Source organism: Solirubrobacter soli DSM 22325 (assembly GCF_000423665.1).
Classification (GTDB): domain Bacteria; phylum Actinomycetota; class Thermoleophilia; order Solirubrobacterales; family Solirubrobacteraceae; genus Solirubrobacter; species Solirubrobacter soli.
Map to the genome: position 1 here is coordinate 477534 of NZ_AUIK01000001.1, position 22878 is coordinate 500411.

A 22878-nucleotide genomic window follows, 5' to 3' on the forward strand; every position below is an offset into this window, starting at 1 on the left:
AGAGAGAGTGATGATGGGTCGCAAGTGGGTCGCGGTCGTCGGCGCGGGCCTCGCGTTGGCGGTCGCTGCCTGTGGGTCTGACAGCAACGATTCCGGCGGTGGCACCTCGAACACGGCCGCCAGCGGTGGTGGCGGCGAGCAGCCCTACATCGCGATCGTGAGCAAGGGCTTCCAGCACCAGTTCTGGCAGGCCGTCAAGCAGGGCGCCGAGGAGGAGGCCAAGGCCGAGGGCGCCCGCATCACCTTCGAAGGCCCGCCGACCGAGCAGGACATCGAGCAGCAGGTCACGATGCTCACCAACGCGATCCAGAAGAAGCCCGCCGCGATCGGCTTCGCCGCGCTGGACTCCAAGGCGTCCGCGCCGCTGATGGACCAGGCCAAGTCGCAGAACATCCCCGTGATCGCGTTCGACTCCGGCGTGGAGTCAGACGTGCCGGTGACGACCGCCGCGACCGACAACAAGGCCGCCGCCGCCGAGGCCGCCAAGCACATGTCCGACCTGCTCGGCGGCAAGGGCAAGGTCGGCATGGTCGTCCACGACCAGACGTCCAAGACCGGCATCGACCGCCGCGACGGCTTCATCGAGTGGATGAAGGCCAACGCCCCCGGCATCGAGGTGCTCCCGGTGCAGTACGGCGGCGGCGACCAGGCCAAGTCCGCCGACATCGCGAAGTCGATCATCTCCTCCAATCCGGACCTGAAGGGCTTCTACGGCGCCAACGAGGGCTCCGCCATCGGCATCGTCAAGGGCGTCGAGGAGAGCGGAAAGAAGGGCCTGACGATCATCGGCTTCGACTCCGGCAAGGCCCAGATCGACGCGATCAACAGCGGGGTCATGGCCGGCGCCATCACCCAGAACCCGGTCGGCATGGGCAAGGAGCTCGTCTCCTCCGCCATGAAGGCGATCAAGGGCGAGTCCGTCCCGAAGGTCATCGACACCGGCTTCTACTGGTACGACAAGACCAACATCGACGATCCGAAGATCGCCGCGGTCCTCTACCAGTAGCCGTCACATGAACGTCGGTCGTGGCACTTCAGGGTGTGTCCCGAAGTGCCCGACCGACGTGCCTGCTGAAGCTCGCGCGGTTCTTCCGGCGCGGGAAGGTCGAGCGGCGCGCCCTGCAGCGGCTGGGGATGCAGTCCCCCGTGCTGGCGCCTGACGACTACGAGCGGATCGAACACGAGGCCGGGCTGCCGGACCTCCGGGCGCGGGTCCGCGCCGGGCTGGAGCAGATCTCCGGCGACCAGCAGGCGGCGCTGCGCCTGCGGGTGGTGGACGAGCTGCCGTACGACGAGGTTGCGCGCCGGCACGGACGTCGTCCTGGCTGGTGCCGGACTCCTCGACGGCGCGCATCGTCCGCCGCCTGCCGGACCCCGCGGGGGTCTTGACTGGGCCGTGCGCACCTTCACCGCGCGAACGGCGCAGGGCGGCCGGGCGATGCGAGCGCGTACGCGCCGCGGCCCACCGTGACGGTCGGGCGCGCGCGTACGCGCCGCGGCCCACCGTGACGGTCGTCTGGGGGCCGCCGGTCCGGCGCGTCGAGGTGGGCGGGCGTTGGCCCCCCTTGGGGCCGGACGGGTCGTTCCTCGCGTTCTTCTCGCCCTCTATGACGGACCGCGACCTGGTGGTGCGGACCACGTGCGCGGACGGGAGCAGCCATCGCGTCGAGCGCTTCCGCGAGCGGCGGGTGCCGCGTTCGCGGATCGAGGCCCGCGCTCCCGACCCCGACGCCGGCACGCCGTACGGGCTGCTGGTCTGGCGCGACCCCGGCTTCCTGCATCCCGACGTGCAGGAGCTCACCATCCGCACGCCGCGCAGCGAGCGCCACCCGCTCGCCGGGCCGTAGGATCTCGGGTGAGAACGACGCAAAGGACGCCTATGACCAGTGCCTACACCGTCGCGGGCCGCGAGGACGCGCTCGACTTCATGGCGGACTACCCGGGCTACGGGGAGCAGCGGTGGTACACGACCGCGCTCGGGGCCGAGCAGGTCTCCTTCAGCTGGCGCCGGATGCTGCCGGGAACCGGCGGCCGCGGCAGCTACGGGCATCGCCACCCCGGCCAGGAGGAGGTCTACTTCGTGATCGCCGGCACGGTCACGTTCAAGGTCGACGACGACATCTTCGAAGCGGGTCCGCAGACCGCGGTCCGCATCGCGGGTGACGCATACCGCTCGATCCACAACGACACGGCCGACGAGGCGCAGGTGCTGATCTTCTCGCCGCGGCTCGCCGAACCTCCGACCGAGACGGTCGATGAGTTCTGGTCGTAGCGAGATCGCGGCGCTGATCGACCGCTACGACGCCGCGTGGAACGCCCAGGACCTGGACGCGATCGCGTCGATGCACGACGACGCGATCGTCTTCCACAACCACACCGCCGGCGAGCGGGTCGCCGGCGGGGCCGCCGTCCGCGCCCACATCGGCGCGATCTTCGCCCGCTGGCCGACGCTGCGCTTCGAGCGCCGTTCGTTGCGTTGCGGGGAGGACTTCGCCGTGAGCGAGTGGACCGCCCGCGCGACACATCCGGACGACGGCCGCCGGCTCGAGTGGGACGGCGTCGACGTCTTCCCGCTCAGCGCGGACGGGCGGCTCGCCCGCAAGGACGTCTACTCGACTTCGGGAACGCCGCGCGTGCTCTGACGCTATGACGACTCGCAGGCGTACCCGTCGCCGTCGCGATCGAGGTCGTATGGGTCGCTGCCGACCGACCTGACCGGTCCGGTGTAGTCCGGCCCGTCCCCACTCCCGCCCCGGCAGTCGTAGTCGGACGAGTCGGGCTTCAGGCAGGCGCCTTCGTAGTTGGGATCGCAGTTCGGCTCGCTCTGGGCTTCCTGCTCGGCGTTGTACGCGTCGCACCCCGGCGGCGTCGCCGCACCATCGCGGACGGCAGCCTTCTCCGCGGCGGTGCACGTCTTCGCGTCGCGGGCGATCCGCTTGCGCTCGCGCGCCGCGGCGTCGGCCTTGGCGATCGCCGCGTTCGCGCGCGCGATGACGGTCCGGGCGGCCTGCGTCTTGCGCAGTTGCCGTGAACGCGTCGCGAGACGCCGGGCATTCTTGTCGTGCCCGCGCTTGAGCTCGCGCTTCGCCTTTCGGAGGAGTTCGGCGGCCTGGCGTCGACGCTCCTTGGCGCCGTCGAGGGCGACCTCCCCGTTCATCGCCGACGCATCCAGCACGGCCCCCGTGTCCGGCGTGGCCGGGGGAGCGTTCTCCCCGGCGGCGCACCCGCTCACGATCGCCAATAGCACCAGGCCGCTCGCCAGCCTGGCCGCCCACCGCCCTCGTCGATCGCCCTCGCTCACAGTGCTCCCTCCATGCCAATACCGAAACCTTCACTAGTGACCCTATCGCGGCGCGCAGCGGGCGGCACTGGATACTCGTCCAGTCGACCAGAAGTGGAACGTGATCCGCTTATAGGGGGGTGGCAAGGAAAACTTGACCCTGAGGACGGTTTTCCTGCGCACCCCCTGTCGGGCAGCTGGCACCACCGATCCTCGCGGTGCGGCTTTGAGAGCTGCCCGTGTCTGGTCAGCGTGGCGGCCGTGGACGATCGATTGCGGCACAGCGCGAGAACGATCTATGTTCCCTCTGCGCGCAAGAAGGCGCGCACTCGTCCGCAGAGGAGTGTCTGATGGCCGCAGCGACGCAAACGACCACGGGTTCCAATAACGGTGCGCCCGAGGTGGCACTCCCGAGCAAGGCGGTCTCCGACGCACAGGACGTCTTGAAGCCCACGAGGGATCTCCTTCACGGGCTCAGCCTCCTGGGAGGCGACAAAGGCGCCGACGATGCGGCGGACAACGCCGACGACTTCGGCTCCGTCTGGGGCGGGCCCCCGCAGAGCGTCGCGCTGATCGAGGCCGGGGCGACCGCCGCTGCGAAGTGGTGGGCGGCCGGTTTGAGCGCCTCCGTCGGTGCGGCGTGGGTTTGGGTGACGGCCTTCTGGAACGCCAACGGTCCCATCCACGCCAACCTCGTGACCGGCATCGCGATCGTGACCGCCGCGGTCGTGCTCGCGATCGGCTACCTGATCGCGAGCGATGTCCGTGGGCGCGCCGCCGCCGCGGCGGCGACCATCGATGCGCGCAGCAGGGTCGCGATCGCGATGCTCAGCAACGCCGAGGCGCTCTACAAGCGCCCGCCGGCGCAGTTCGAACCCTCCCTCGTCGCTCTGTCGCCGTCCCGCAAGGTCGTCAACCGCGCGGCGGAGGAGCCCGATGACGAGAACGACTGGGACGCGATCGCCATCGAGCGCCAGGCGGACGGCTCCCTCGCCTACGTGGTCGCCAAGGGCTCCAAGCAGATGACGCTCGGCCCCGACAAGTTGATCTTCGTCAGCCAGGCGAAGCCGCCGAAGTCAGGATCACGAAACGGCAGTTGAGGCACCCTCAATCTGAGACGTAGCCCTCGTCCTCGAACCGGTACGTGCGGAGGTCCTGATAGATCGGCTTGGCGTACTGCTTGGTCGAATGAGTCGTGAGGCCGCGCTGGATCGCCACCGCGTGGCGACGCATCACCTCGTCGGTCGTGACGCCTTCTCCGCCACCCGGGTAGTGCTGGCGGACGATCCCGAAGATCGACCGCAGCTTGGACTCGGACTGGTCGCCGTGGCGTCCGAAGCTGAGCGATTGCGGCGGGACGAGGTCGTCGCTCCGGAACGCGAGATTGGTCGCGTCGCCGGTGTCCTCTCGAGTCTGCAACGCCTGCGCCGGGGTCAGGAACGCGCGCAGGTGCGGCGCGTCCGGGGGTTGCTTGAGCTTCCGGTTGTAGTAGCGCGTCGTCGTGATGTCGCCGCCGAGGAAGACGGCCGGGTCGTTCTTGGCCGCTGCGACGCCCTTCGGGTTCGCGATCGCCTCGGCCCCCTCCGAGCTGCCGCGCTTGGCCGGGTCGAGCCCTTGGGCGAGGATCGACGGGACGCTCGTCCGGCTCGTCGCGTGGTAGAAGCGCGCGTTGCGGTAGGCCTCCATGTGCGCGTCCAACTGCTGGTCGGTGACGGGCTCACCGTGCATCAAGACCCGCTCCAGCAAGCTCGGCCTCGGCGGATCGGGCATCAGCTCGATCCGCACCTTGTCGTTGGCCGAGATCAGGATCGGAGCCCGCGGATCCGGCTTGGTCGTCTTGTTGACGCGCACCGGGTACTCCATGCGGCCGACACGTTACGCCTTCACTGAGGAGGACCGGAACGGAGGATGATCGTGGTCTCGGTGTCGACCGCGCCGACGCGGTTGCGCAGGGTGCGCAGGAAGGCGTCGAGCTCGGCGGTGTCGCGGCAGGCGACGCGCAGCTGGTAGTCGGGCGCGCCGCTCAGGTGCAACACCTCGATCACCGGCTCCAGGCGCGACACGGCGACCGCGAACGCGTCGGAGTCGACGCCGCGGCGCAGCGTGACGCCCACCAGCGCCTCGAGGTGCCGCCCACCCGCCGCGGGGTCGATCAGCGCGACGAAGCCGGTGATCACGCCGGCCTGCCGCAGTCGGCGGACGCGGTCGGCGGCGGCGTTGGCGCTGAGGCCGACCGCGGCGCCGAGATCGCGCCACGAGAGGCGGCCGTCCTCACGGAGGAGCCTGAGGATCTCACTGTCGATCGGGTCCAGCGCCACGGTTCTCGCGGTCTTCTCCAAGGGCGGCTTGCGGGGCGTGAAGTGTCGCCGATATCCCCTGGACATGCACGCTCTCACGATCGGTTTCGGGCTCGGGTTCCTCGTCGCCCTGCAGCTCGGCCCCATGTCGCTGTTCCTGGTCCGCTCCACGTTGCGCAGCGGGTTGGCCGTGGGGTTGGCGATCGGCGGCGGGATCGCGCTCGTCGACGCGCTGTACGCGGCACTGGGCGCGGCGGGCGCCGCTTCACTGCTGGCCATCGACGCGTTGCGGACGACGTTCACCCTGCTCGGCGCGGCGGTCCTGCTGGTGCTCGGCATACGCACGCTGCGCGACGCGTTCCGGGTGCGGCCCGACGCGGAGACGCGGGAGGTCGTCCGGTCGCCGCGACGCGCGTTCGCCACGGCCGTCGCCGCGACGGCGTCGAACCCGGCGACGATCGCCTCGTGGGCGGCGATCTTCGCCGCCGCCAGCGGCGCGAGCGCGAACGGCACACCCGCGCTCCTGGTCGCCGGCGTCGGCGCCGGCAGCCTCTGCTGGGTCACGCTGCTCGCGGCGGGCACGGCCACCGCGCGGCGGGCGGTCGGAGCGAAAGCGATCCGGATCGCCGACGTGATCGCGGGCGGCGGGCTCGTGATCTTCGGCTGCGCGCTCGCGATCAGCGCGAACTAGGGCGTAATGTCCGCCCGCATGGACGCGATCAGGGCTCTGCGGGACGGACTGCTCTCCAAGCGCGAGGACTGGGAGGCCGCGTGCGCGCAGTTCGCGTGGCCGGTGCTGGACGAGTTCAACTGGGCGCTGGACTGGTTCGACGGCTTCGCGCGTGGCAACGACGCGACCGGTCTGCTGGTGGTCGAGGCCGATGGCAGCTCGAAGCAGCTCACGTTCGACGAGCTGGTCACGCGCAGCGACCAGCTCGCGAACTGGCTGCGCGCGCAGGGCGTGCGACGCGGCGAGCGGATCGTGCTGATGCTCGGCAACCAGGTCGAGCTGTGGGAGACGATGCTCGCGGCGATGAAGCTCGGCGCGGTCGTGATCCCCGCGACGACGCTGCTGGCCGAGGCCGACCTGCGCGACCGGATCGACCGCGGCAACGCCAAGCACGTGATCGTCCGCGCCGCCGACGCGTCCAAGTTCGACGGCGTCGCGGGCGACTACACGCGGATCGCGGTCGGCGAGAACGCCCCCGACGGCTGGCTCGACTACGCGCAGTCGCACCAGGCACAGGCGGAGTTCACGCCCGACGGCCCCACCCACGCCACGGACACGCTCCTGCTGTATTTCACCTCCGGCACGACCGCGCGCCCGAAGCTCGTCGAGCACACCCACGCCTCGTATCCGGTCGGCCATCTCTCGACCCTGTACTGGATCGGGCTCAAGCCCGGCGACGTGCACCTCAACCTGAGCTCGCCCGGTTGGGCGAAGCACGCCTGGTCGAACTTCTTCGCCCCCTGGCTGGCCGAGGCGACGGTCGCGATCTTCAACTACGAGCGCTTCGACGCGAGTGCGCTGCTGAACGTCATCGCCACCCACAACGTCACGACGTTCTGCGCCCCGCCCACCGTCTGGCGGATGCTGATCCAGGCCGACCTGACGTCCGTCCGAACGCAGCTCAGAGAGGTCGTCGGCGCCGGCGAGCCGCTCAACCCTGAGGTCATCGAGCAGGTGCAGAAGGCGTGGGGCCTTACCCTTCGCGACGGGTTCGGCCAGACCGAGACGACGCTGCAGATCGGCAACCCGCCCGGCCAGCCGATCAAGCCGGGTTCGATGGGCCGCCCGATGCCCGGCTACACCGTCGCGCTGATCGACCCGGTCACCGGCGAGGCCGCCGAGGAGGGCGAGATCTGCCTACCGCTGGACAACCGCCCGCTCGGCCTGATGGTGGGCTACCGCGACGACGACGAGCGCACGTCGGACGCGATGCGCGGCGGCTACTACCACACGGGCGACGTCGCCTCGCGCGACGCGGACGGCTACATCACCTACGTCGGCCGCACCGACGACGTCTTCAAGGCCTCCGACTACCGGATCTCGCCGTTCGAGCTCGAGTCGGTGCTGATCGAGCACCCGGCGGTCGCCGAGGCCGCCGTCGTCCCCTCCCCCGACCCGCTGCGCCTCGCCGTCCCGAAGGCGTACGTGGTGCTGGCGCAGGGACACGAACCGACCAGGGAGACCGCGCTCTCGATCCTCAAGCACGCCCGTGAGCAGCTCGCGCCCTACAAGCGGGTCCGCCGCATCGAGTTCTATGAGCTGCCCAAGACGATCAGCGGCAAGATCCGCCGCGTCGAGCTGCGCGCCCGCGAGGAGCAGGACGTAAGCGGCGGGTGGTCGGAGGCCGACTTCCCGGAGCTGAAGGCCTAGGCGCCGCAGGCGGCGGTGACCCCCGCCTGCGCGGTCGAGAGCGCCGCCCGCTTCTTCGAGCGCGTGCGGACCGCGCTCTTGTAGCGGCTCTTGTCGCGCTTGGCCAGCCGCTTGTAGGAGGCGCGCTTGGCGCCGTGCGCACGCCGGGCCTTCCGCTCGTAGGCCTTGTAGGACTTCCGATAGCGCGCGACCGCCTTCTCGGCCGTGGTGACCGCCTTGTTCGCGGCGGTGAGCTTGGCGCGGGCGGTCACGCACGGGTCGGGACCGACGAGGAACGTCGCGGACGACGTCGCCTCGGGCGCGGGATCGCTTCCCGACTCGACGACGTAGGCGCAGAGCAGGTAGGTGCCGTTCGTCGTCGGCGCGGTGATCGTGTCGGTCCCGGTCTGGGTGCCCTGCACGGTCGTGTAGAGGACGTCGGTGGAGTTCGGGTCGTCGAGCGCGTAAGTCGCCTCGCAGCCACGGCCGCCGGCGGGCTTGAGCGTGATGATCAGCCTGCGGCTCAGCTCGGTGTTCACCGGCGCGTTGAGCGCGAACGCCTGTCCAGCGTCGACACGCGGCGGGACCTGGATCGAGACGGTCGCCCGCGCGGAGCGGACGGTGAGCCTGACCGCGCCGGTCACTGCGAGTGGTGACGCGTCGCTGGAGCTGTTCTGGAGGTAGCCGCACACGATCGATGTGCCCGGGTCGTAGATCGTGTGCGTCTGCGTCGTGCTCCCGCTTGCCGACCCGCTGGTGTAGATCACGTCGGAGCTGTTCGGGTCGTCGACGTTGTACGCGGACCCGCAGCCCAACGGCCCATCGGGCTTGATGGTCACGATCACGCGGGGGTCGGGATCGGACGATGTCCACGTCGCGGTGATCGGGATCGGCACCTCCTCGGTCGGATCGGCTCCGAAGGTCACCGTCAGCGTGTCCGCGGCGCGCGCGGAAGCGGCAGTGGCCAGCAGCATCACGACCACGAGCAGCGACGCCATCACCGTGCGAGACATTCGGGAACCTTCCGTGGATTACGGGCGCAGATCGCGCAAGGTTATCTGCGCGCTCCACCGGTCACAACCCGATCAGTTCTCGAAGATGACCTGGACCCGCGCGCGCAACTCGCTCACCTGTGCCGCGAGCTCGGTCTGCCCGAGACCGTCGACGGCGAGGAGCTCCGCGCGGACGGTCTGCAGCGTCGTCACGACCTCGTCCATCTCGGTGAGCATCGCGGCCAGGCGCTGCCGCAGACGGTCGAGCGCGTCCGCGTCCGCGGCCGGCTGTTCGGCCAGAAAGGCGTGGATGCGCTGCGCGCGCTCGGCGTGGCCCTGCAGGGCGAGCACGAGGCCCGCGACCTCGCGGTTGACGTCGTCGGACGCCTCGGCCGTGATCGCTGCGCGGGCGGCGCTCGCGGCGCGCACGCGAGCGGCGATCTCCGGCGCGAAGCGGGTGGTCGTGCGCGGGACCGGCGGCGGCTCCCGGCGGGCGGCGGATCGCGCCCGCGAGCCGGCCTCGCGCGCCTCGCGCTCGTCGAAGAACGTGACGGTCACGAGCGCGAGCCAGCACACGACGGCGACCGGCGCGAGCCAGAGCACGCCGAGCGCGAGCGCGGCGACGAGGACGATGGCGGGCGCGAGCACGTTGACGGGCTTGGTGACCGCGTTGACCGCGAGGACGAGGCTGAGCTCCTTGCGGGTCATCGCTAGAAGAAGGAGCTGATCGACCGGTAGATCGAGCCGATGTCGTCGGCCCCGCCCGTGTAGCTCTTGCCGCCGCTGGCCTTCGCGTACTCCGCCAGTTCCTCGGCGTTGGGGTCCGTGCCGTAGGCGATCGTGAAGACGCGGATCTGCCCGCTCTCCTTCTCGCGCTGGCGGTCGAGCGCCTGCAGGACGTCGGAGGCGGTGTGGTTGGACGAGGTGTCCTCGCCGTCGGTCAGCAGGACCACCGCGTTGATCGCGTCGCGGTCGAGGTGGGCGGAGACGGCGTTGATGCCGGCGAGCGTCGCGTCGCGCAGGCGCGTGTCGTCCTCCGGGAGGATCGTGTCCGTGGCGGCGAGCAGCTTCGCCCGGTTCGCCGACATCGGCGCGATCGGAATCAGCGGCACGATGTCCTGCGAGAACTTGATCAGGCCGATGCGGTCCTGCGGCGCGGCCTGGCGGAAGAAGCCCTTCAGCCCGGCCTTGGCCTGCTCGAGCTTGTCCTCCTCGCCCATCGAGCCCGAGTTGTCGAAGACCATCATCACGTTGGCGGGCTTGCGGTCCTCGCGCCAGGTCGCCTTGATCTTGGCCAGCACCTTCGGCTCCGGCAGGCGCAACACGCGCGCCGGCTGCTTCGGGTCGACGCCGTTGGCGGCCGTCACCAGCCCGGCGGGAGCGACGTCGGGATCGGCGGGGCGGAAGCCCTGCGCGCCCGCGACCTCAGGCGTGATCGCCTTCGCCAGGAACGCAGTGAACACCTTGCCCGCGCTCGCCTGCTCGGGGGTCACCCAGTCGCCCTCGAGGGTCATCAGCGGGTTGTCGGAGAAGAACGTGCCCTCCTCGGGGTAGATCGCGACGAGGTGGTCGCCATCGCCCGCGTGACGGTTGAAGTCGATCATCGTCGTCTCCTCCATCGCCGCCGCCGAGGCGTAGCCGAGCCCGCGCCGGCGCATCTCGTCGGCGATGAAGAGCGTGGTGTCGCCGTAGTGGACGATCGAGTGCTCGAGCCGCTGCACCTGCGGGCGCCCGCGGGTGACGTCGGCCTCGGTCAGCCCCTCCCGCTTGCCGACCGCGGCGTAGTAGGAGGCGGCGACGGCGGAGAGTCCGGCGGTCGAGAAGTCCGGGTTGGTGTGCACGTACTTGAAGGACCCGAACTGCGGCTTGCCGACCGCGGCCCAGCCGCCGGTCGCGAGCTTGTCGAGCTCCTTGTAGCCGAGCGGGCGCTTGGGGTAGCCGTAGGCGTCCGCGAGCTGCTTGAACATCGCGATCACGAGCGGCGTGCGCACGATCGAGGGGTTGTCGTCGGCGACCAGCCGCCGGTCGGCCTCGTAGTTGAGCAACCGGCCCCAGAAGGACGAGGCGGGCGACCACAGCACCGGGCGGAGCTTGCCCTGCGAGATCCGCGTCTCGGCATCGCCGGACGCGACGATCTGCGGCTCGATGTACACGACGCGCCCGGCGCTCTTGTGTCCCTCGGCGTTGAAGCGCTTGATCAGCGGCGCGAGCAGCGCCTCCTTCTCGGGCGAGTAGGCCAGCGTGAGCTTCAGGGCGCCCGGGGGCGGGCTGGCGGTCGGGGGCGTGGGGGCGGACGAGGTCCGCGCCGGCGGCTTCGGATCGCCTCCGGCAGAGGCCACGAACGCGATCGCGACCGCCGCGAGCGCCAGGCCGATGATGAGCATGCGTCCTCGCATCGAGGTTCCTCCTTAGAAGTCCTGGTAGGTGCGCCACACGGCGGCGGCGTAGACGGCGAGCGCGAGTCCGACCATGAGCCGGACCGTCCCGAGCAGCGCCCCGGCGACCAGCAACGCGCACAGCAGCACGACGTTGAACGGGTCGGTGAGCGCGCTGACGAGCGCGTCGCGGCGGACGCGCGGCGCCTTCGCCGCGGGCGCGGCGACCGCCATCAGGACGGCGTCGCCCAGTTCACCCGCGCTGGCGTAGCGGTCGGCCGGGCGCTTGCTCATCGCCCGCGCGACGATCGCGTCGAAGCGGGTGCCGAGGCCGGGCGTCCGCCCGCTCGGCTTCGGCGGCCGCTCGGAGAAGTGCGCCCACAGCTTCCCCTCCTCGGTCGGCACAGTGAACGGCACCTCGCCGGTCAGCAGATGGCAGAGCATGCAGCCGAGCGAGTAGACGTCGGTGTACGGCCCGATCGCCTCGCCCCGGATCTGCTCGGGCGCGATGTAGTCGAGCGTCCCCAACACCATCCCGGTGCGGGTCGCCTCGGGGTCGCTCGAGAGTTGCTTGGTCAGCCCGAAGTCCGTCAGGTACGCGTGGCCCTCGGGGGTGACCAGGACGTTGGCCGGCTTGACGTCGCGGTGGACGAGGCCGTGCGTGTGCGCGGCGTCCAGGGCGGACGCCACCTGGGCGACGACCCGCGCCGCGTACGCGGGCTCGAGCCGCCCTTCCCGCCGCAGCGTCTCGCGCAGGTCGGCGCCGGGAACGAGCCGCATCGCGATGTAGAGCACGCCGTCGTGCTCGCCCGCCGCGTGGATCGGCACGACGTTCGGGTGGTCGAGCGACGCGGCGAGCTTGGACTCGGTCACGAACCGCCGCCGGAAGCCCTCGTCACCCGCGAGGTCCTCGGTCAGGACCTTCAGCGCGACCGCCCGGTCCAGCGTGAGATCGGTCGCCCGGTACACCACGCCCATGCCGCCGCGGCCGACACGGCTGTCGATGCGGTAGCCCGCGAAGACGGTCTGGATGAGGGCGTCCGGCATCGTGTCGCAAGCGTCCGCCACGCGCCCCATGCCAACAACGCGTCCTAGGTGTTCTGGTTCACACCTGCGTTCCGCCCACGGAAAACCGCGGACGGAGTTTCCGGCAAGACCGTGCGTGTCACGGTTTCCTCTCGGACACCCGCGGGTGAGAACGACCGGAGCCGCGGCTACGGTTGCGGGCGCCGTTCTTGGAGGTTCCGAGGACGTGGGCGAGCCGTGGCAGATCAAACGTGGCGCTCGGCGCCGCGTGCCACGGCTCCGCGACTCACACGAGCTTGCGCAGCACCTGCTCGGTCTTGCGCGACGGGTCGCCGGCGACGTCCTTGACCAGCCCGGTCAGGAAGGCCTTGAACACCGGCTTCGCGTCCTTCACGTCGCCGGGCTTGACCTTGATCGAGAGCTCGACGAAGTGCAGATCGTGCACCGACCACTCCTCGGCGGCGAGCTTGTAAGGGAATCCCGGAAGGTCCTCGATCTCCCAGACGCGGGCCGCGATCGGGCCTAGCGGCTTGATGCCGTCGATGTCGCCCGCGAGCGCCTTCTGCTCGTCCGTGAACAACCCGTCCCACTCGCCCTGCTTGATCGCGCCGGTGTCGACGTCGTCGTGGTCGAGCTTCGCCGAGAGCGTCTCGTCGTCCCCGACGACGTCGAGCTCGATCCGGACGTCGTCGTTGACGTCCTTGGCGGCTCCGGCGACGTCCGGCTCGACCGGGCGCAGCTTGACGGTGGTGTCGCCCTCGCCGTCGGTGATGCGACCGCGCAGGATCACATGCCGCTCGAACAGCGACAGGTCCTCGTCGTCGTAGAAGTAGACCTTCCGCTGCTTCATCGGGAAGTCGCTGAGGAAGGCGACGACGCGCCCCTTGTCCGCCGGGACGGCCGTGAACTTGAGCTCGACCTTGTCGATGTCCATGCCCGTGAGAGGGGAATGGCCGTGAGCGTGATACCGAAGTGAACGCAAAATGTTCGGCCTCTCATCATTCGCTCCTGTAGGGTCGAAGTCCCTTCCGGGTGCCAACCAACTTTTGAGGAGGCCCGGATGCCCACAGGACCGCGAGGTTCCACTCGCGCCGGTGTCGTCGACGTTCGCGACCATCGGCCCCAACACGAGGCAAGGGTCGCCGCGTTCGGTGACTCTTTGATGTGGGGACAGGGCCTGGCCCGTGACAACCGCTTCGTCGCCCAGATCGTCGAGGCGATGCCGGAGATACTGGGCAAGACGCATTCGAAGCTCGCGTTCGACGCCTCGCGGTCGGGCGCGAAGATCGAGGCGAGCGGCGAACAGCGCCCCGACTTCGCCGACACCTTCCCGAAGTTGTTCGCCGACGCCCCCGCACGACAGGCGTTCCTGGACTCCACCAGCGACCAACCGGCGACCGGGCTCTACGGCGAGATTCCGGGGTCGTTCCCGACCGTCCGCGGGCAGGTGAGGCTCATGGCGGACGCCCTCGGCGAGACGATCCATGTCGCGCTCGTCGACGGCGGAATCAACGACATCCCCCTCGAGGAGATCATCAACCCGTCGATCGCCAGCGGCGAGTTCATCGAGCGCTGGGACGAGGTCATCCGGGATGCGGCGCACGACAAGGTGCTGAAGCTGCTCACCCGGGTCCGCGACAAGTGCCCGAACGCCGTGATCCTCTACTTCGGCTTCTTCGCACCGTTGTCGTACGGGTCCCACGTGAGCAAGATCCGCGCGGCGTTCAAGCACCAGTTCGATGACGATTTCGCCTGGTGGATGAACGACGTCTTCGGATTCGAAGACGTCAACGCGGCGATCCGGCAGGCGCAGGCCCGGTCCATGTGGATGCAGGGACGCTGGCAGTACTGGACGCGGCGCGCGGTGACCGAGGCCAACCTGGATCCGGCGCTGCGCCATCACGGCCTGCTGTACGTCCCGTCGGGGTTCGGGTCCCCGAACTCCGTGTTCGGCGACAAGCCCTGGCTGCACGAGGACTACACCGCCCCGACCACCGACGCGGGACGGGCGATGCGCGAACGCCATTGCCCGCGGCTGCTCCAGTTCGGCGCGATGCAGGCGCTCTACAAGCGCTCGCTCGCGACCGGCCCGCAGGGGTTCCCGGACACCGACGACGCACGCGATCTGCGGGACGCGATCGACGGACCGGCGCGCCTGCGAGCCGCGCTGGCGGCCTACGCCGACGACCGCGGCGTGGACACGCTCGTGCGCATGCGCGACGCCCTGCACGAGGAGATACTCCGCATCGGGCGAGCGCTGATCGCGTCGATGAGCCACCCGAACGACGCCGGCGCGGATTCCTACGCGAAGCACGCGATCCATCGCCTGAAGCGCCACCTGAAGGTGACGCCGATGATCACGCGCGACGAGCGCCCGGGAGCGACGCCGCCGCTGCCGGGGACCGTCACGCTGGGAACCGAGCTGGCGCGCTACAAGATGCGCGGCGAAGGGTCCCTCCACGCGTTCGTCGGCCACCACTTCGTCGACTCGCTGGCGGTCCGTGTCGTCACGCGCGAGGACTCCGACGAGGCATTCTCGGCCGACATGTGGCTGCTCGTGGCGGTCAAGGCCTCCAACGGGACGCTCGAGCGCCGCGACTACCTGCTCAACTTCCCCTATGGGCGGACCGCCGTCCCGTCCACGTTCCTCGGTCCGGCGCGGGCGATCGTCCGCAAGCTGTATCCGCAGTTCGAGCCGGGAGCAAAGGACACCTTCACGATCGACACGATGGGCCGGCTGCGGCTGGAGGAGATCCAGAGCTGCCGGATCGTCGCGAGCGACGACCCGTTCGCCGACGGGCCGGACATCGCCGACCGCGGCAGGGTGTGGCGGCCGCAGTCCGTGACGCTCGAGGTCAACGGCGTCAAGGTCCTCACCCGCGACGTGTCCGGCAAGGAGTTCACCTTCAACGACTCGCTCGATCTCGCCTATCCGGACCCCCACGCCGACGGGCTGCCGCCGCGCCTGAAGCCGGTCAAGTTCGAGCAGGTCGAGCCCCTTCAGGGCGCGCGCGGGGCCAACGGTGCCGTCGCCCACGACGCCAGCGAATGAAGCCGGGCACGTGCTCAGCCTCCTCCCAGGTCTGCGCGACCTCCGGGTGCCGGTCGCCGCCGGCTACATCTGGCTGGTCGCGTCCTGGGTCGCGCTCGAGCCGGTCGTCCCCGATCGGGACGCCGCGTCCGGGGTGCTCGCCTCGATCTATCACCTGACGGACGCACTGTCGCTGATCGGGCTCGGCGTCTTCATCTCGTTCGTCGCCTACGTCGTCGGTGCCCTGTCGACGAGCCTGTTCGGATCGCTGGCCACCGGACTGCACGCTCGACGCCGAATCCGGCGCCTGGATCCGATCAGCGTCCACGGCCGTCGAGCGCTCGACGAGCTCGCTCGACTCAACCGCACGGAGCTGCAGCGCACGCTGTCGATGTCAGGGATCGACGTGCCGAAGTTTCTGAACCAGAGCGGTGTTCCCCAGGGCCCGAGTCATCCGCCGCGGGAGAACGTCGGCGGTCCAGGCACGGCGCAACCGCTCGAGTACGACTGGGCCCTGGAACGGAGGATCGCCGCCGCGGTGCAGCGTGAGCTCGACACCATCGCGTCCACGCGGCTGCTCGGACGCGACGACGCCTTCTTCTCGCTGATCGATCGCCTCCAGTCCGAGGCCGAGTTCCGGCGCGGGATCGTGCCGCCGATCCTGTTCGCCGGCGCGGTCCTGGCCGTGCGGATCGGGCCCCCGTGGTGGCCGCTGGTCGTGCTCGTCACGCTCGCCCTCGGCTACGGGCTGGTGCTCGACTCCGTGAAGCTCGAACGGCGCGCGACCGAGCGCCTCCTCGACGCGATGACCGACAACCGGCTCAACTCACCCTTCCTCGAACGCCTTCAAGCACGGGCGACGAAGATCGCCGGCAGCACGCCGGCGGACGACGCGGATGAGGCTGCGAACCAGGTCGCCGCGGCGATCGGCCGCGCGATCGGACGTTTGGAACACGTGGACGAGCCGGAGCCGGCTCTCGCCGACAAGGCCCAGCGGGACACCGCCGAGGCCAGGACGACGCTGGATGAGCTTCGTCCGCGGCTCCCGCCTGAGGCCGCCGCGCGAGCGCATGAGGCCATGACCGAGCTGGTCAGCGCGTCTGACGCGTGGGCGGCGATGATGCGCGGCGACGGCTCCGGCACGGACGGCCGAGCGGCGCTCGACCGCGGCAAGGTCCGCTATCGCGCCTTCCTGTCGGAAGCCAAGGATGCGATCGCACGAATGCGCGAGCCTGCACAGGCGGGAGAGCGGCCCGCGCGATTGCCTGCCCCCGCGTCAGTCGCGGTCGTCGGGGTGCAGGAACGCGGGGTCGGCGATCGCGAACACGCCCGCGATGATGAAGGCGAACAGCAGCGGGATGCCGATCCAGGTCAGCTCGAAGCCGACCATCAGCACGATGCCGAGCACGAAGCAGCCGAGCGCGAAGGCGACGAGGCGGCTCATGTGTGGAAGCGCTGATCGAGCGGCTCGTAGGTCTGGTCGAGCTGGCCGCGCAGGACGAGGCGGTAGAGGTACCAGAGCGACGGGCCGAGGATGAGCATGCCGAGCGCGACGACGAGGACGACCGCCGTCAGCGTGGCGTCGGCGGCAGCGGCTTCGTCGAGCTTGAGATCAGGCGGCAGCAGGTACGGGTTCTGGGCGAGCGCCCAGCCGACCACGATCGCCACGACGGCGAGCGCGGAGGAGACGCGCGCGAGGCCGTAGCGCTCGCTCCACACGAGCCACAGGGTCGCCGCACCCGCGAGGGCGGAGACGATCACCATCGCCAGCCCGGCGCCCGAGGTCAGCCCGTCGAACAGCGACCGGGCGTCGCTGCGCAGCACCAGCAGCCCGCCGATCGCGACCGCGCCGGACAGCCCGCCCGCGAGCAGCGCCCGCGCGCGGAAGGCTCGCGCGAGGTCGGGCTGCTCGGCGCGCACCGAGTCGCCCGCGAGGTAGACCGCGGCCAGGTATGCGCCGGTGAGGACGGCGATGACGCCGATCAACGCGGACGTCGGGTTCAGCCAACTGCTCCACGGGTCGCCCGTCGCGTTGCCGATCCCCACCCGCCCGGACGCGATCCCGCCCAGCACCGCGCCGAAGCAGAACGGGATCAGCACGGACGCGGTCGCGAACAGGGCCCCGAGCAGGCGCGCCTCGTTGATCGTCGCCGCCTGGCCGCGCAAGGCGAACGCGGTGCCGCGGAAGATGATCCCGATCGCGGCCAGGAAGAGCGGGATGTAGAGGGTCGAGAAGATCGAGCCGAACGCGGTCGGGAACGCGGTCCAGCAGATCACCAGCACGAAGATCAGCCAGACGTGGTTGGCCTCCCACACCGGCGCCATCGAGCGCTGGATCATGCCGCGCAGCCGCCCGCCGCCGCGTGCGCTTCCCGCGGTCAGGTCCCAGAAGCCGGCGCCGAAGTCGGCCGAGCCCAGCACCGCGTAGGCGGAGATGCCGAGCACGATGAACGCGGCGCAGATCTCAGCCACGCCGCACCTCGGTCTCGGGCGGCTTGCTCGCGAGGCGGCGCAGCAGCCACACGACCGCGGCGCCGACGCCGATGTAGACCGCGATCAGCACGGCGTACCCGACCTCGAGGCCGTTGGCGTTCGTGACCGCCTCCTCGGTGCGCATCACCTGGTAGACGATCCACGGCTGGCGGCCGACCTCGGTCGTGATCCACCCCGCGATCAGCGCGACGAACGCCGCCGGCCCGGACACCATCACCGCGCGGTAGAACCACACCGACTCCGGCAGCCGGCGCTTGCGCCACCAGACCCAGATGAACACGACGCCGAGCAGCGCGAGCGCGCTGCCGAGCCCCACCATCGTCTGGAACGCGTAGCGGACGATGTTGACCGGCGGGCGGTCCTCCGGAGGCACGGTGTTCAGGCCCTGGATCGTGGAGTTCGGGTCGTGGGTGGCGAGCAGCGAGAGCAACTTCGGCACCTGGATGCCGAAGCGGACCTCGTTGCGATCGGCGTCGTAGAAGCCGCCGAACGTGAACGGCGCGCCCGTCGTCGTCTCGTAGAGCCCTTCCATCGCGGCGAGCTTGATCGGCTGGCGCTCGGCCACCTCGCGCCCCGCCCAATCGCCCACGATGACCTGGACCGGCGCGGCCAGGGAGGCGAACGCGAGCGTCACGACGAGCGCCGTGCGCACGTAGAGGTCGCGCTTGCCCTTCAGCCACGCGCGGGCGTAGACGCCCGCGACGATGAAGCCGCACACGAGGTACCCGGCGAGGTACATGTGGATCAGCTCGTGCCACATGTTCGAGTTCAGCAGCGCCGCCCACGGGTCCGGGTTGAGCACCTCGCCGTTCGGGCCCTGGTCGAACCCGGTCGGGTCGTTCATCCAGCCGTTGACCGCGATCACGTTGAAGGAGCCGGCGAAGCCCGAGAGCACGACCGGGATGCCGGTCAGGAAGTGGGTGCGCTTGGGCAGCCGGTCCCAGCCGTAGACGTAGATCGCGATGAAGATCGCCTCGACGAAGAACGAGATGCCCTCGAGGGCGAAGCCGATCCCGAACACCTCGCCGTAGCGCGCCATGAACTCCGGCCACAGCAGGCCGAACTCGAAGCTGAGGATCGTGCCGGTGACGACGCCGACCGCGAACAGCGTCACGGCGACCTTCGACCAGCGCTTGGCCAGCGCCTTGTAGGTCGCCTCGCCGGTGCGCAGGTACAGGCCCTCGACGAAGAGCATCATCGCCGGGAACGCGATCCCGAAGCAGACGATCGGGATGTGCACCGTCAGTGACAGCGCCTGCATCTGGCGGGCCTCGAGGAGGTCGGACGCCGCGAGCACAGGGGCGAAGATACTGTGGCGCGGCACATGAGGATCGCTCGACTGCACATCCTGGGCTACGAGGCCCGCTACGTCGGCGGCGAGTACGCGATGTCCGGCGGGCGCGTGATCAGCGCGCTGCAGAGCACGATCGTCAAGCTCGAGACCACCGACGGGCGCGCCGGCTACGGCGAGACCTGCCCGCTCGGCTCGACCTACCTCCCCGCGCACGCGGCGGGCGCGCGGGCGGCGATCGAGGAGGTCGCGCCCGCGCTGATCGGGGTCGACCCGCGCAATCTGAACGCCGTGTGGGCGGCGATGGACGGCGCGTTGGCCGGGCACGACTACGCCAAGGCGGCGATCGACATCGCCTGCTGGGACCTCTGCGGCCAGGCCGCGAACCTGCCCGTGAGCACGCTGCTCGGGGGCGCGACGAGCGAGGACTTCCCGCTCTATGTCGCGATCGGGCTCGGGACGGTCGCGTCGATGGTCGAGCAGGTGGTCGCGCACCGCGCCCAGGGCGTGCGCCGCTTCCAGCTCAAACTCGGCGCGGATCCGCGCGAGGACGCGGACCGGGTGCGGGCGGTGCTCGACGCCACCGACGTCGGCGAGACGATCATCGCCGACGCCAACGGCGGCTGGCGACTGCAGGACGCGGTGATCGCGGCCCGCGCCCTGGAGGGGCTGGACCGCGTGCTGTTCGAGCAGCCCTGCCCGACGCTGGACGAGTGCCTGGTCGTGCGCGAGCGCACCACGTTGCCGATGATCCTCGACGAGGTGATCGTCGACGTCGACACGCTGCTGCGGGCGCGGCCGGCGATCGAGGGCATCAACCTGAAGATCGGCCGCGTGGGCGGGCTCACCAAGGGCAAGCTCCTCCGCGACCTGGCGGTGCGGCTCGGCCTGCGGTTGACCGTCGAGGACAGCTGGGGCGGGGATGTGACCTCAGCCGCGGTCGCCCACCTCGCTGCCAGCACGCCGCCCGCGCAACTGCTGATGGCGAGCTTCATGAACGACTGGACGCTGGAGCACGTCGCGGGCCACCAGCCACGCAGCGCGAACGGGCGCGGGCGCGCCCCGAGCGGTCCCGGGCTCGGCATCACGGTCGACGACTCGCTGCTCACCGCACTAAAGACAGTCGAATGACGTAGGCGTCGCGTGGGGCGCGGTCCATAGCGTCACGCGGTATGAGAACCCTTCGCCGACTCGCGGTCCTGGTGACCGCATGCTTCGCGTTCGCCGTTTTGCCCGCCGCCGCCCACGCGGCCGCCAAGCCGACCATCGTGCTCGTGCACGGCGCCTTCGCCGACGCGTCCGGCTGGTACGGCGTCCAGGAGCGCCTCGAGGACAAGGGCTACAAGGTCGTCAGCCCCGCCAACCCGCTGCGCGGCGTGACCGCGGACGCCGCCTACCTGCGGAGCTTCCTGAGTCAGATCAGCGGCCCGATCGTGCTCGTCGGCCATTCCTACGGCGGCGTCGTGATCACCAACGCGGCGACCGGCAACGCGAACGTGAAGGCCCTCGTCTACATCGCCGCCTACGCGCCCGATCAAGGTGACACGGTCCTGACGTTGAGCCAGCTCGGCAAGCAGGGCCAGATCGGCCCGGCCACGCTGGACATCAAGAACTTCCCGAACCCGGACGGCAGCACCGGCCAGGAGGGGACGATCAAGCTCGACGTGTTCCACGAGATCTTCGCCGCCGACCTCTCGAAGAAGCTCGCGCGCAACATGGCGCTCGCGCAGCGGCCCGCTTCGCTCGTCGCGCTCGGCGAGCCGTCCGGCCCGCCCGCGTGGAAGACGATTCCGAGCTACTACATGATCGCCGGCGCGGACAAGGCGATCGGCGCCGACACCGAGAAGGCGATGGCCAAGCGCATCAGCCCCCGCAAGACGATCACCGTCAAGGGCGCCAGCCACGTCGTGATGATCTCGCAGCCGAAGACGACCGCGGACTTCATTCTGGCTGCGGCGAAGGCTCAGGGGTAGCGGGCCGGTACGGCACGCCGGCGTTCAGCGCCCGCACGGCCGCGCGACGTTGCTCCGCGGTCGTGCGGTCGAGCATCAGCACGCCGTCGAGGTGGTCGAGCTCGTGCTGGAGCACCCGCGCGTGGCCGCCTTCGGCCTCGATCCGCAGCGGGCGACCCTTCGCGTCCTGGCCGGTCATGACGACCGCGTGCGGGCGCTCGACCTGGACGTTGACCCGCGCCTTGCCGAGCGACAGGCAGCCTTCGAGCATCGTCTCGGTCTCGTCGCTGGAGGACTCGATCGTGGGGTTGACGACCACGCGGGCGGGCGCGTCGTCCTCGTCGTCGGGCAGGCGATAGACGAACACCCGGCGCAGCGAGCCGACCTGGGTGGCGGCGAGGCCCGCGCCGTCGGCGCCCTTCATCAGCGAGTCGAGCTCGGCGACCTGCTGTTCGAAGGCGGCGTCGAACGTCTCCACGGGCCGCGCGGTCTCGCGCAGCACGGGGTCCCCCCATTGACGAATGTGCGCGAACGCGTCAGCCACGGCGGGCGATGGTATCGCCCGCGCTCGGCAGCACCGCGCTGACCGCCCACCCCCCGCCGGGCCGAGGTCCGCTCGCGAACGTTCCGCCCATCGCGCGCACGCGGCGCGCCATCGAGGCGATCCCGTTCCCGCCGCTCGGCAGGTTCGCGGGCCGGCCGCCCTCGTCGACCACTTCGAGCGCGATCTCATGGCGGGTGTGGGTGAGGCTGACGCGGACCGGGGCTCCGGCGGCGTGCTTGGCGGCGTTGGTCAGGGCCTCGGCCGTGATCGAGACGACGGTGTGGCGGAGGTCGTCGTCGAGCTCGATGCGGTCGGGCAGCTCGAGCGCGACCGTCTGCCCGGTGGCGGCGACGATCCGCTCCAGGTCCGCGGCGAGGTCGCCCGCCGGCCGGACGACCGCCGCGAGCCGCTGGAGCTCGACCACGCCCTGCCGCGCCGCCGCGCGCAGCGGCGCCCGCTCGAGCGGGCGCCGCTGCCGGAGCTGCGTGAGCCCGGCCGCGGCGTGGATCGCGACCGCCGTCAGCGCGTGGCCGACGAGGTCGTGCAGCTCGTGCGCGAGCCGCACCCGCTCACGCTGCACCGCCTGACGGACGAGCGCGTCGAGTTCGCTCGTGGTCGCGTCGAGGTCCTCGGCGACGCGCTGCTGTTCGACCGCGACGCCGCGCAGCAGCGCACCGACGCTCCACCCACCGGTGAGCAACAGCGCCTGCGAGAGGTAGCTGACCGCAGGCCACGGCATCGCGGGGTCGGTCCCGAGCGCGGCCGCCGCGCCGGCCTGCAGGAGCACGAACGACATGACCGCTCGGCGCGGTCCGGCAAGCGCGCCGGCGACGACCATCGCGAGCAGGAGGACGAGGTCGAACGTGACCTCGACGGTGCCGACGAGCTCTGTGGCGGATGCCGCCGTCAGCCCGGCGGCGAGGCCGAACGAGGCGGCGACCGGCGCCCGCGGGACGAGCAGCGGCGCGAGCGGGAGGATGAGCGCGGGCAGCAACGCGACCGCGGCCTCGCCGCGCACGATCGTCTCGACGACGGCGCCGGCGACGAGGACGGCGCAAGCGGCCGCGAGCGGCGAGACGCGAACCGGCCCGGTGCGCCACCCGCGCGACGCGGTGCCGCCCCGCGCGCGCGTCTCCCCGCGGCGCCGGCACGGCCCGCCACCGCACCCGCGCCGCTCCGCGCCCTCCCACCCGCGCCGCTCCGCGCCCTCCCACCCGCGCCGCTCCGCGCCCTCCCAC

The 22878-nt window shown here is 70.8% G+C and carries 24 protein-coding genes; 12 read left to right on the top strand and 12 right to left on the bottom strand.

All coding sequences use genetic code 11. From position 1 onward, the window contains the following. Window positions 1–13: 13 nt before the first annotated feature. From G569_RS0102265 to G569_RS44945, 5 genes are all read left to right on the top strand, one after another. The gene (locus tag G569_RS0102265; RefSeq protein WP_371683449.1) at window positions 14–1006 is read left to right on the top strand and encodes an ABC transporter substrate-binding protein; all 993 of its coding nucleotides are present in this window, start codon (window positions 14–16) and stop codon (window positions 1004–1006) included. A gap of 35 nt (window positions 1007–1041) precedes the next feature. After that, window positions 1042–1389: an RNA polymerase sigma factor gene (locus G569_RS0102270; protein WP_028062205.1), complete on the top strand. Its 348-nt coding sequence runs from the start codon at window positions 1042–1044 to the stop codon at window positions 1387–1389. A 218-nt stretch (window positions 1390–1607) separates the two neighbouring features. After that, window positions 1608–1847 (top strand): hypothetical protein, encoded by a 240-nt coding sequence (locus tag G569_RS0102275; RefSeq protein ID WP_028062206.1) that lies wholly within the window; start codon window positions 1608–1610, stop codon window positions 1845–1847. A gap of 32 nt (window positions 1848–1879) precedes the next feature. Next, window positions 1880–2272, top strand: a complete 393-nt coding sequence (locus G569_RS44940; RefSeq protein WP_037494205.1) for a cupin domain-containing protein — start codon at window positions 1880–1882, stop codon at window positions 2270–2272. After that, window positions 2256–2642 (top strand): nuclear transport factor 2 family protein, encoded by a 387-nt coding sequence (locus tag G569_RS44945; protein WP_053225724.1) that lies wholly within the window; start codon window positions 2256–2258, stop codon window positions 2640–2642. The genes G569_RS44940 and G569_RS44945 overlap by 17 nt, the downstream gene beginning before the upstream one ends. A 2-nt stretch (window positions 2643–2644) precedes the next feature. Here the strand turns inward: G569_RS44945 and G569_RS64415 are convergent, their stop codons facing one another. Continuing rightward, window positions 2645–3232, bottom strand: coding sequence for a hypothetical protein (locus G569_RS64415; protein WP_211232888.1), 588 nt, complete (start codon window positions 3230–3232; stop codon window positions 2645–2647). A gap of 287 nt (window positions 3233–3519) precedes the next feature. Between G569_RS64415 and G569_RS0102295 the strand changes: the two genes are divergently transcribed. Beyond that, entirely contained in the window at window positions 3520–4380 is an 861-nt protein-coding gene (locus G569_RS0102295; protein ID WP_157591765.1) for a hypothetical protein, read from the top strand. Between the two features lie 7 nt (window positions 4381–4387). On the opposite strand, the gene G569_RS0102300 is transcribed toward G569_RS0102295, so the two are convergent. Both G569_RS0102300 and G569_RS0102305 read right to left on the bottom strand, forming a co-directional pair. Then, a complete protein-coding gene (locus G569_RS0102300; RefSeq protein ID WP_028062208.1) occupies window positions 4388–5143 on the bottom strand; it encodes an RNA 2'-phosphotransferase family protein in 756 nt (251 codons plus the stop codon). A gap of 20 nt (window positions 5144–5163) precedes the next feature. Beyond that, window positions 5164–5664, bottom strand: coding sequence for an Lrp/AsnC family transcriptional regulator (locus G569_RS0102305; protein WP_211232889.1), 501 nt, complete (start codon window positions 5662–5664; stop codon window positions 5164–5166). Between G569_RS0102305 and G569_RS0102310 the strand changes: the two genes are divergently transcribed. Next, a complete protein-coding gene (locus tag G569_RS0102310; protein ID WP_028062210.1) occupies window positions 5663–6268 on the top strand; it encodes a LysE family transporter in 606 nt (201 codons plus the stop codon). The genes G569_RS0102305 and G569_RS0102310 overlap by 2 nt on opposite strands. Window positions 6269–6286: 18 nt before the next feature. After that, on the top strand, window positions 6287–7957 hold the full coding sequence (locus G569_RS0102315) for an AMP-binding protein (protein WP_157591766.1): 1671 nt from the start codon (window positions 6287–6289) through the stop codon (window positions 7955–7957). Here the strand turns inward: G569_RS0102315 and G569_RS0102320 are convergent. From G569_RS0102320 to G569_RS0102340, 5 genes are all read right to left on the bottom strand, one after another. Continuing rightward, the gene (locus tag G569_RS0102320) at window positions 7954–8949 is read right to left on the bottom strand and encodes a hypothetical protein (RefSeq protein WP_028062212.1); all 996 of its coding nucleotides are present in this window, start codon (window positions 8947–8949) and stop codon (window positions 7954–7956) included. The genes G569_RS0102315 and G569_RS0102320 overlap by 4 nt on opposite strands. Window positions 8950–9021: 72 nt before the next feature. Further along, window positions 9022–9636, bottom strand: coding sequence for a hypothetical protein (locus tag G569_RS0102325; RefSeq protein WP_028062213.1), 615 nt, complete (start codon window positions 9634–9636; stop codon window positions 9022–9024). A 2-nt stretch (window positions 9637–9638) separates the two neighbouring features. Then, window positions 9639–11312 carry a vWA domain-containing protein gene (locus tag G569_RS44955; RefSeq protein WP_053225725.1) on the bottom strand — a complete coding sequence of 558 codons (1674 nt, stop codon included), beginning with the start codon at window positions 11310–11312 and terminating at the stop codon, window positions 9639–9641. Window positions 11313–11336: 24 nt separating this feature from the next. Continuing rightward, window positions 11337–12350 (bottom strand): serine/threonine-protein kinase, encoded by a 1014-nt coding sequence (locus G569_RS44960; RefSeq protein ID WP_169542052.1) that lies wholly within the window; start codon window positions 12348–12350, stop codon window positions 11337–11339. Between the two features lie 265 nt (window positions 12351–12615). Continuing rightward, window positions 12616–13263 carry a hypothetical protein gene (locus G569_RS0102340; protein WP_028062214.1) on the bottom strand — a complete coding sequence of 216 codons (648 nt, stop codon included), beginning with the start codon at window positions 13261–13263 and terminating at the stop codon, window positions 12616–12618. A gap of 228 nt (window positions 13264–13491) precedes the next feature. On the opposite strand from G569_RS0102340, the gene G569_RS0102345 reads away from it, so the two are divergent. Together G569_RS0102345 and G569_RS0102350 are read left to right on the top strand one after the other, a co-directional pair. After that, window positions 13492–15381, top strand: coding sequence for a hypothetical protein (locus G569_RS0102345; protein WP_028062215.1), 1890 nt, complete (start codon window positions 13492–13494; stop codon window positions 15379–15381). A 10-nt stretch (window positions 15382–15391) separates the two neighbouring features. Continuing rightward, the gene (locus G569_RS0102350) at window positions 15392–16819 is read left to right on the top strand and encodes a hypothetical protein (protein ID WP_028062216.1); all 1428 of its coding nucleotides are present in this window, start codon (window positions 15392–15394) and stop codon (window positions 16817–16819) included. Here G569_RS0102350 and G569_RS0102355 read toward each other — a convergent pair. Together G569_RS0102355 and G569_RS0102360 are read right to left on the bottom strand one after the other, a co-directional pair. After that, window positions 16801–17832, bottom strand: a complete 1032-nt coding sequence (locus G569_RS0102355) for a cytochrome d ubiquinol oxidase subunit II (RefSeq protein WP_028062217.1) — start codon at window positions 17830–17832, stop codon at window positions 16801–16803. The genes G569_RS0102350 and G569_RS0102355 overlap by 19 nt on opposite strands. Next, window positions 17825–19150 (bottom strand): cytochrome ubiquinol oxidase subunit I, encoded by a 1326-nt coding sequence (locus G569_RS0102360; RefSeq protein WP_245602341.1) that lies wholly within the window; start codon window positions 19148–19150, stop codon window positions 17825–17827. The genes G569_RS0102355 and G569_RS0102360 overlap by 8 nt, the downstream gene beginning before the upstream one ends. Window positions 19151–19177: 27 nt before the next feature. Here G569_RS0102360 and G569_RS0102365 point away from each other — a divergent pair, with 27 nt between their 5' ends. Beyond that, window positions 19178–20275 (top strand): mandelate racemase/muconate lactonizing enzyme family protein, encoded by a 1098-nt coding sequence (locus G569_RS0102365; RefSeq protein WP_028062219.1) that lies wholly within the window; start codon window positions 19178–19180, stop codon window positions 20273–20275. Between the two features lie 41 nt (window positions 20276–20316). Next, window positions 20317–21117: an alpha/beta fold hydrolase gene (locus tag G569_RS0102370; RefSeq protein ID WP_028062220.1), complete on the top strand. Its 801-nt coding sequence runs from the start codon at window positions 20317–20319 to the stop codon at window positions 21115–21117. On the opposite strand, the gene def is transcribed toward G569_RS0102370, so the two are convergent. Then, complete coding sequence (gene def, locus G569_RS44965) at window positions 21086–21640, bottom strand: peptide deformylase (RefSeq protein ID WP_053225727.1); 555 nt, start codon at window positions 21638–21640, stop codon at window positions 21086–21088. The genes G569_RS0102370 and def overlap by 32 nt on opposite strands. Beyond that, window positions 21633–22878, bottom strand: a 1246-nt coding sequence (locus G569_RS65135) for a sensor histidine kinase (protein ID WP_442800905.1), incomplete at its 5' end; no start/stop codon positions are given. The genes def and G569_RS65135, both read right to left, overlap by 8 nt.

Bases quoted from the DNA above. Each gene is read 5' to 3' on its own strand.
- G569_RS44955 (WP_053225725.1), bottom strand. From the start codon at position 11,312: ATGCTCATCATCGGCCTGGCGCTCGCGGCGGTCGCGATCGCGTTCGTG.
- G569_RS0102310 (WP_028062210.1), top strand. From the start codon at position 5,663: ATGCACGCTCTCACGATCGGTTTCGGGCTCGGGTTCCTCGTCGCCCTG.
- G569_RS0102320 (WP_028062212.1), bottom strand. From the start codon at position 8,949: ATGTCTCGCACGGTGATGGCGTCGCTGCTCGTGGTCGTGATGCTGCTG.
- G569_RS0102305 (WP_211232889.1), bottom strand. From the start codon at position 5,664: ATGTCCAGGGGATATCGGCGACACTTCACGCCCCGCAAGCCGCCCTTG.
- G569_RS0102370 (WP_028062220.1), top strand. From the start codon at position 20,317: ATGAGAACCCTTCGCCGACTCGCGGTCCTGGTGACCGCATGCTTCGCG.
- G569_RS0102340 (WP_028062214.1), bottom strand. From the start codon at position 13,263: ATGGACATCGACAAGGTCGAGCTCAAGTTCACGGCCGTCCCGGCGGAC.
- G569_RS44945 (WP_053225724.1), top strand. From the start codon at position 2,256: ATGAGTTCTGGTCGTAGCGAGATCGCGGCGCTGATCGACCGCTACGAC.
- G569_RS0102275 (WP_028062206.1), top strand. From the start codon at position 1,608: ATGACGGACCGCGACCTGGTGGTGCGGACCACGTGCGCGGACGGGAGC.
- G569_RS0102300 (WP_028062208.1), bottom strand. From the start codon at position 5,143: ATGGAGTACCCGGTGCGCGTCAACAAGACGACCAAGCCGGATCCGCGG.
- G569_RS0102315 (WP_157591766.1), top strand. From the start codon at position 6,287: ATGGACGCGATCAGGGCTCTGCGGGACGGACTGCTCTCCAAGCGCGAG.
- G569_RS0102325 (WP_028062213.1), bottom strand. From the start codon at position 9,636: ATGACCCGCAAGGAGCTCAGCCTCGTCCTCGCGGTCAACGCGGTCACC.
- G569_RS44940 (WP_037494205.1), top strand. From the start codon at position 1,880: ATGACCAGTGCCTACACCGTCGCGGGCCGCGAGGACGCGCTCGACTTC.
- G569_RS0102365 (WP_028062219.1), top strand. From the start codon at position 19,178: ATGAGGATCGCTCGACTGCACATCCTGGGCTACGAGGCCCGCTACGTC.
- G569_RS0102265 (WP_371683449.1), top strand. From the start codon at position 14: ATGGGTCGCAAGTGGGTCGCGGTCGTCGGCGCGGGCCTCGCGTTGGCG.
- G569_RS44960 (WP_169542052.1), bottom strand. From the start codon at position 12,350: ATGCCGGACGCCCTCATCCAGACCGTCTTCGCGGGCTACCGCATCGAC.
- G569_RS0102345 (WP_028062215.1), top strand. From the start codon at position 13,492: ATGTGGGGACAGGGCCTGGCCCGTGACAACCGCTTCGTCGCCCAGATC.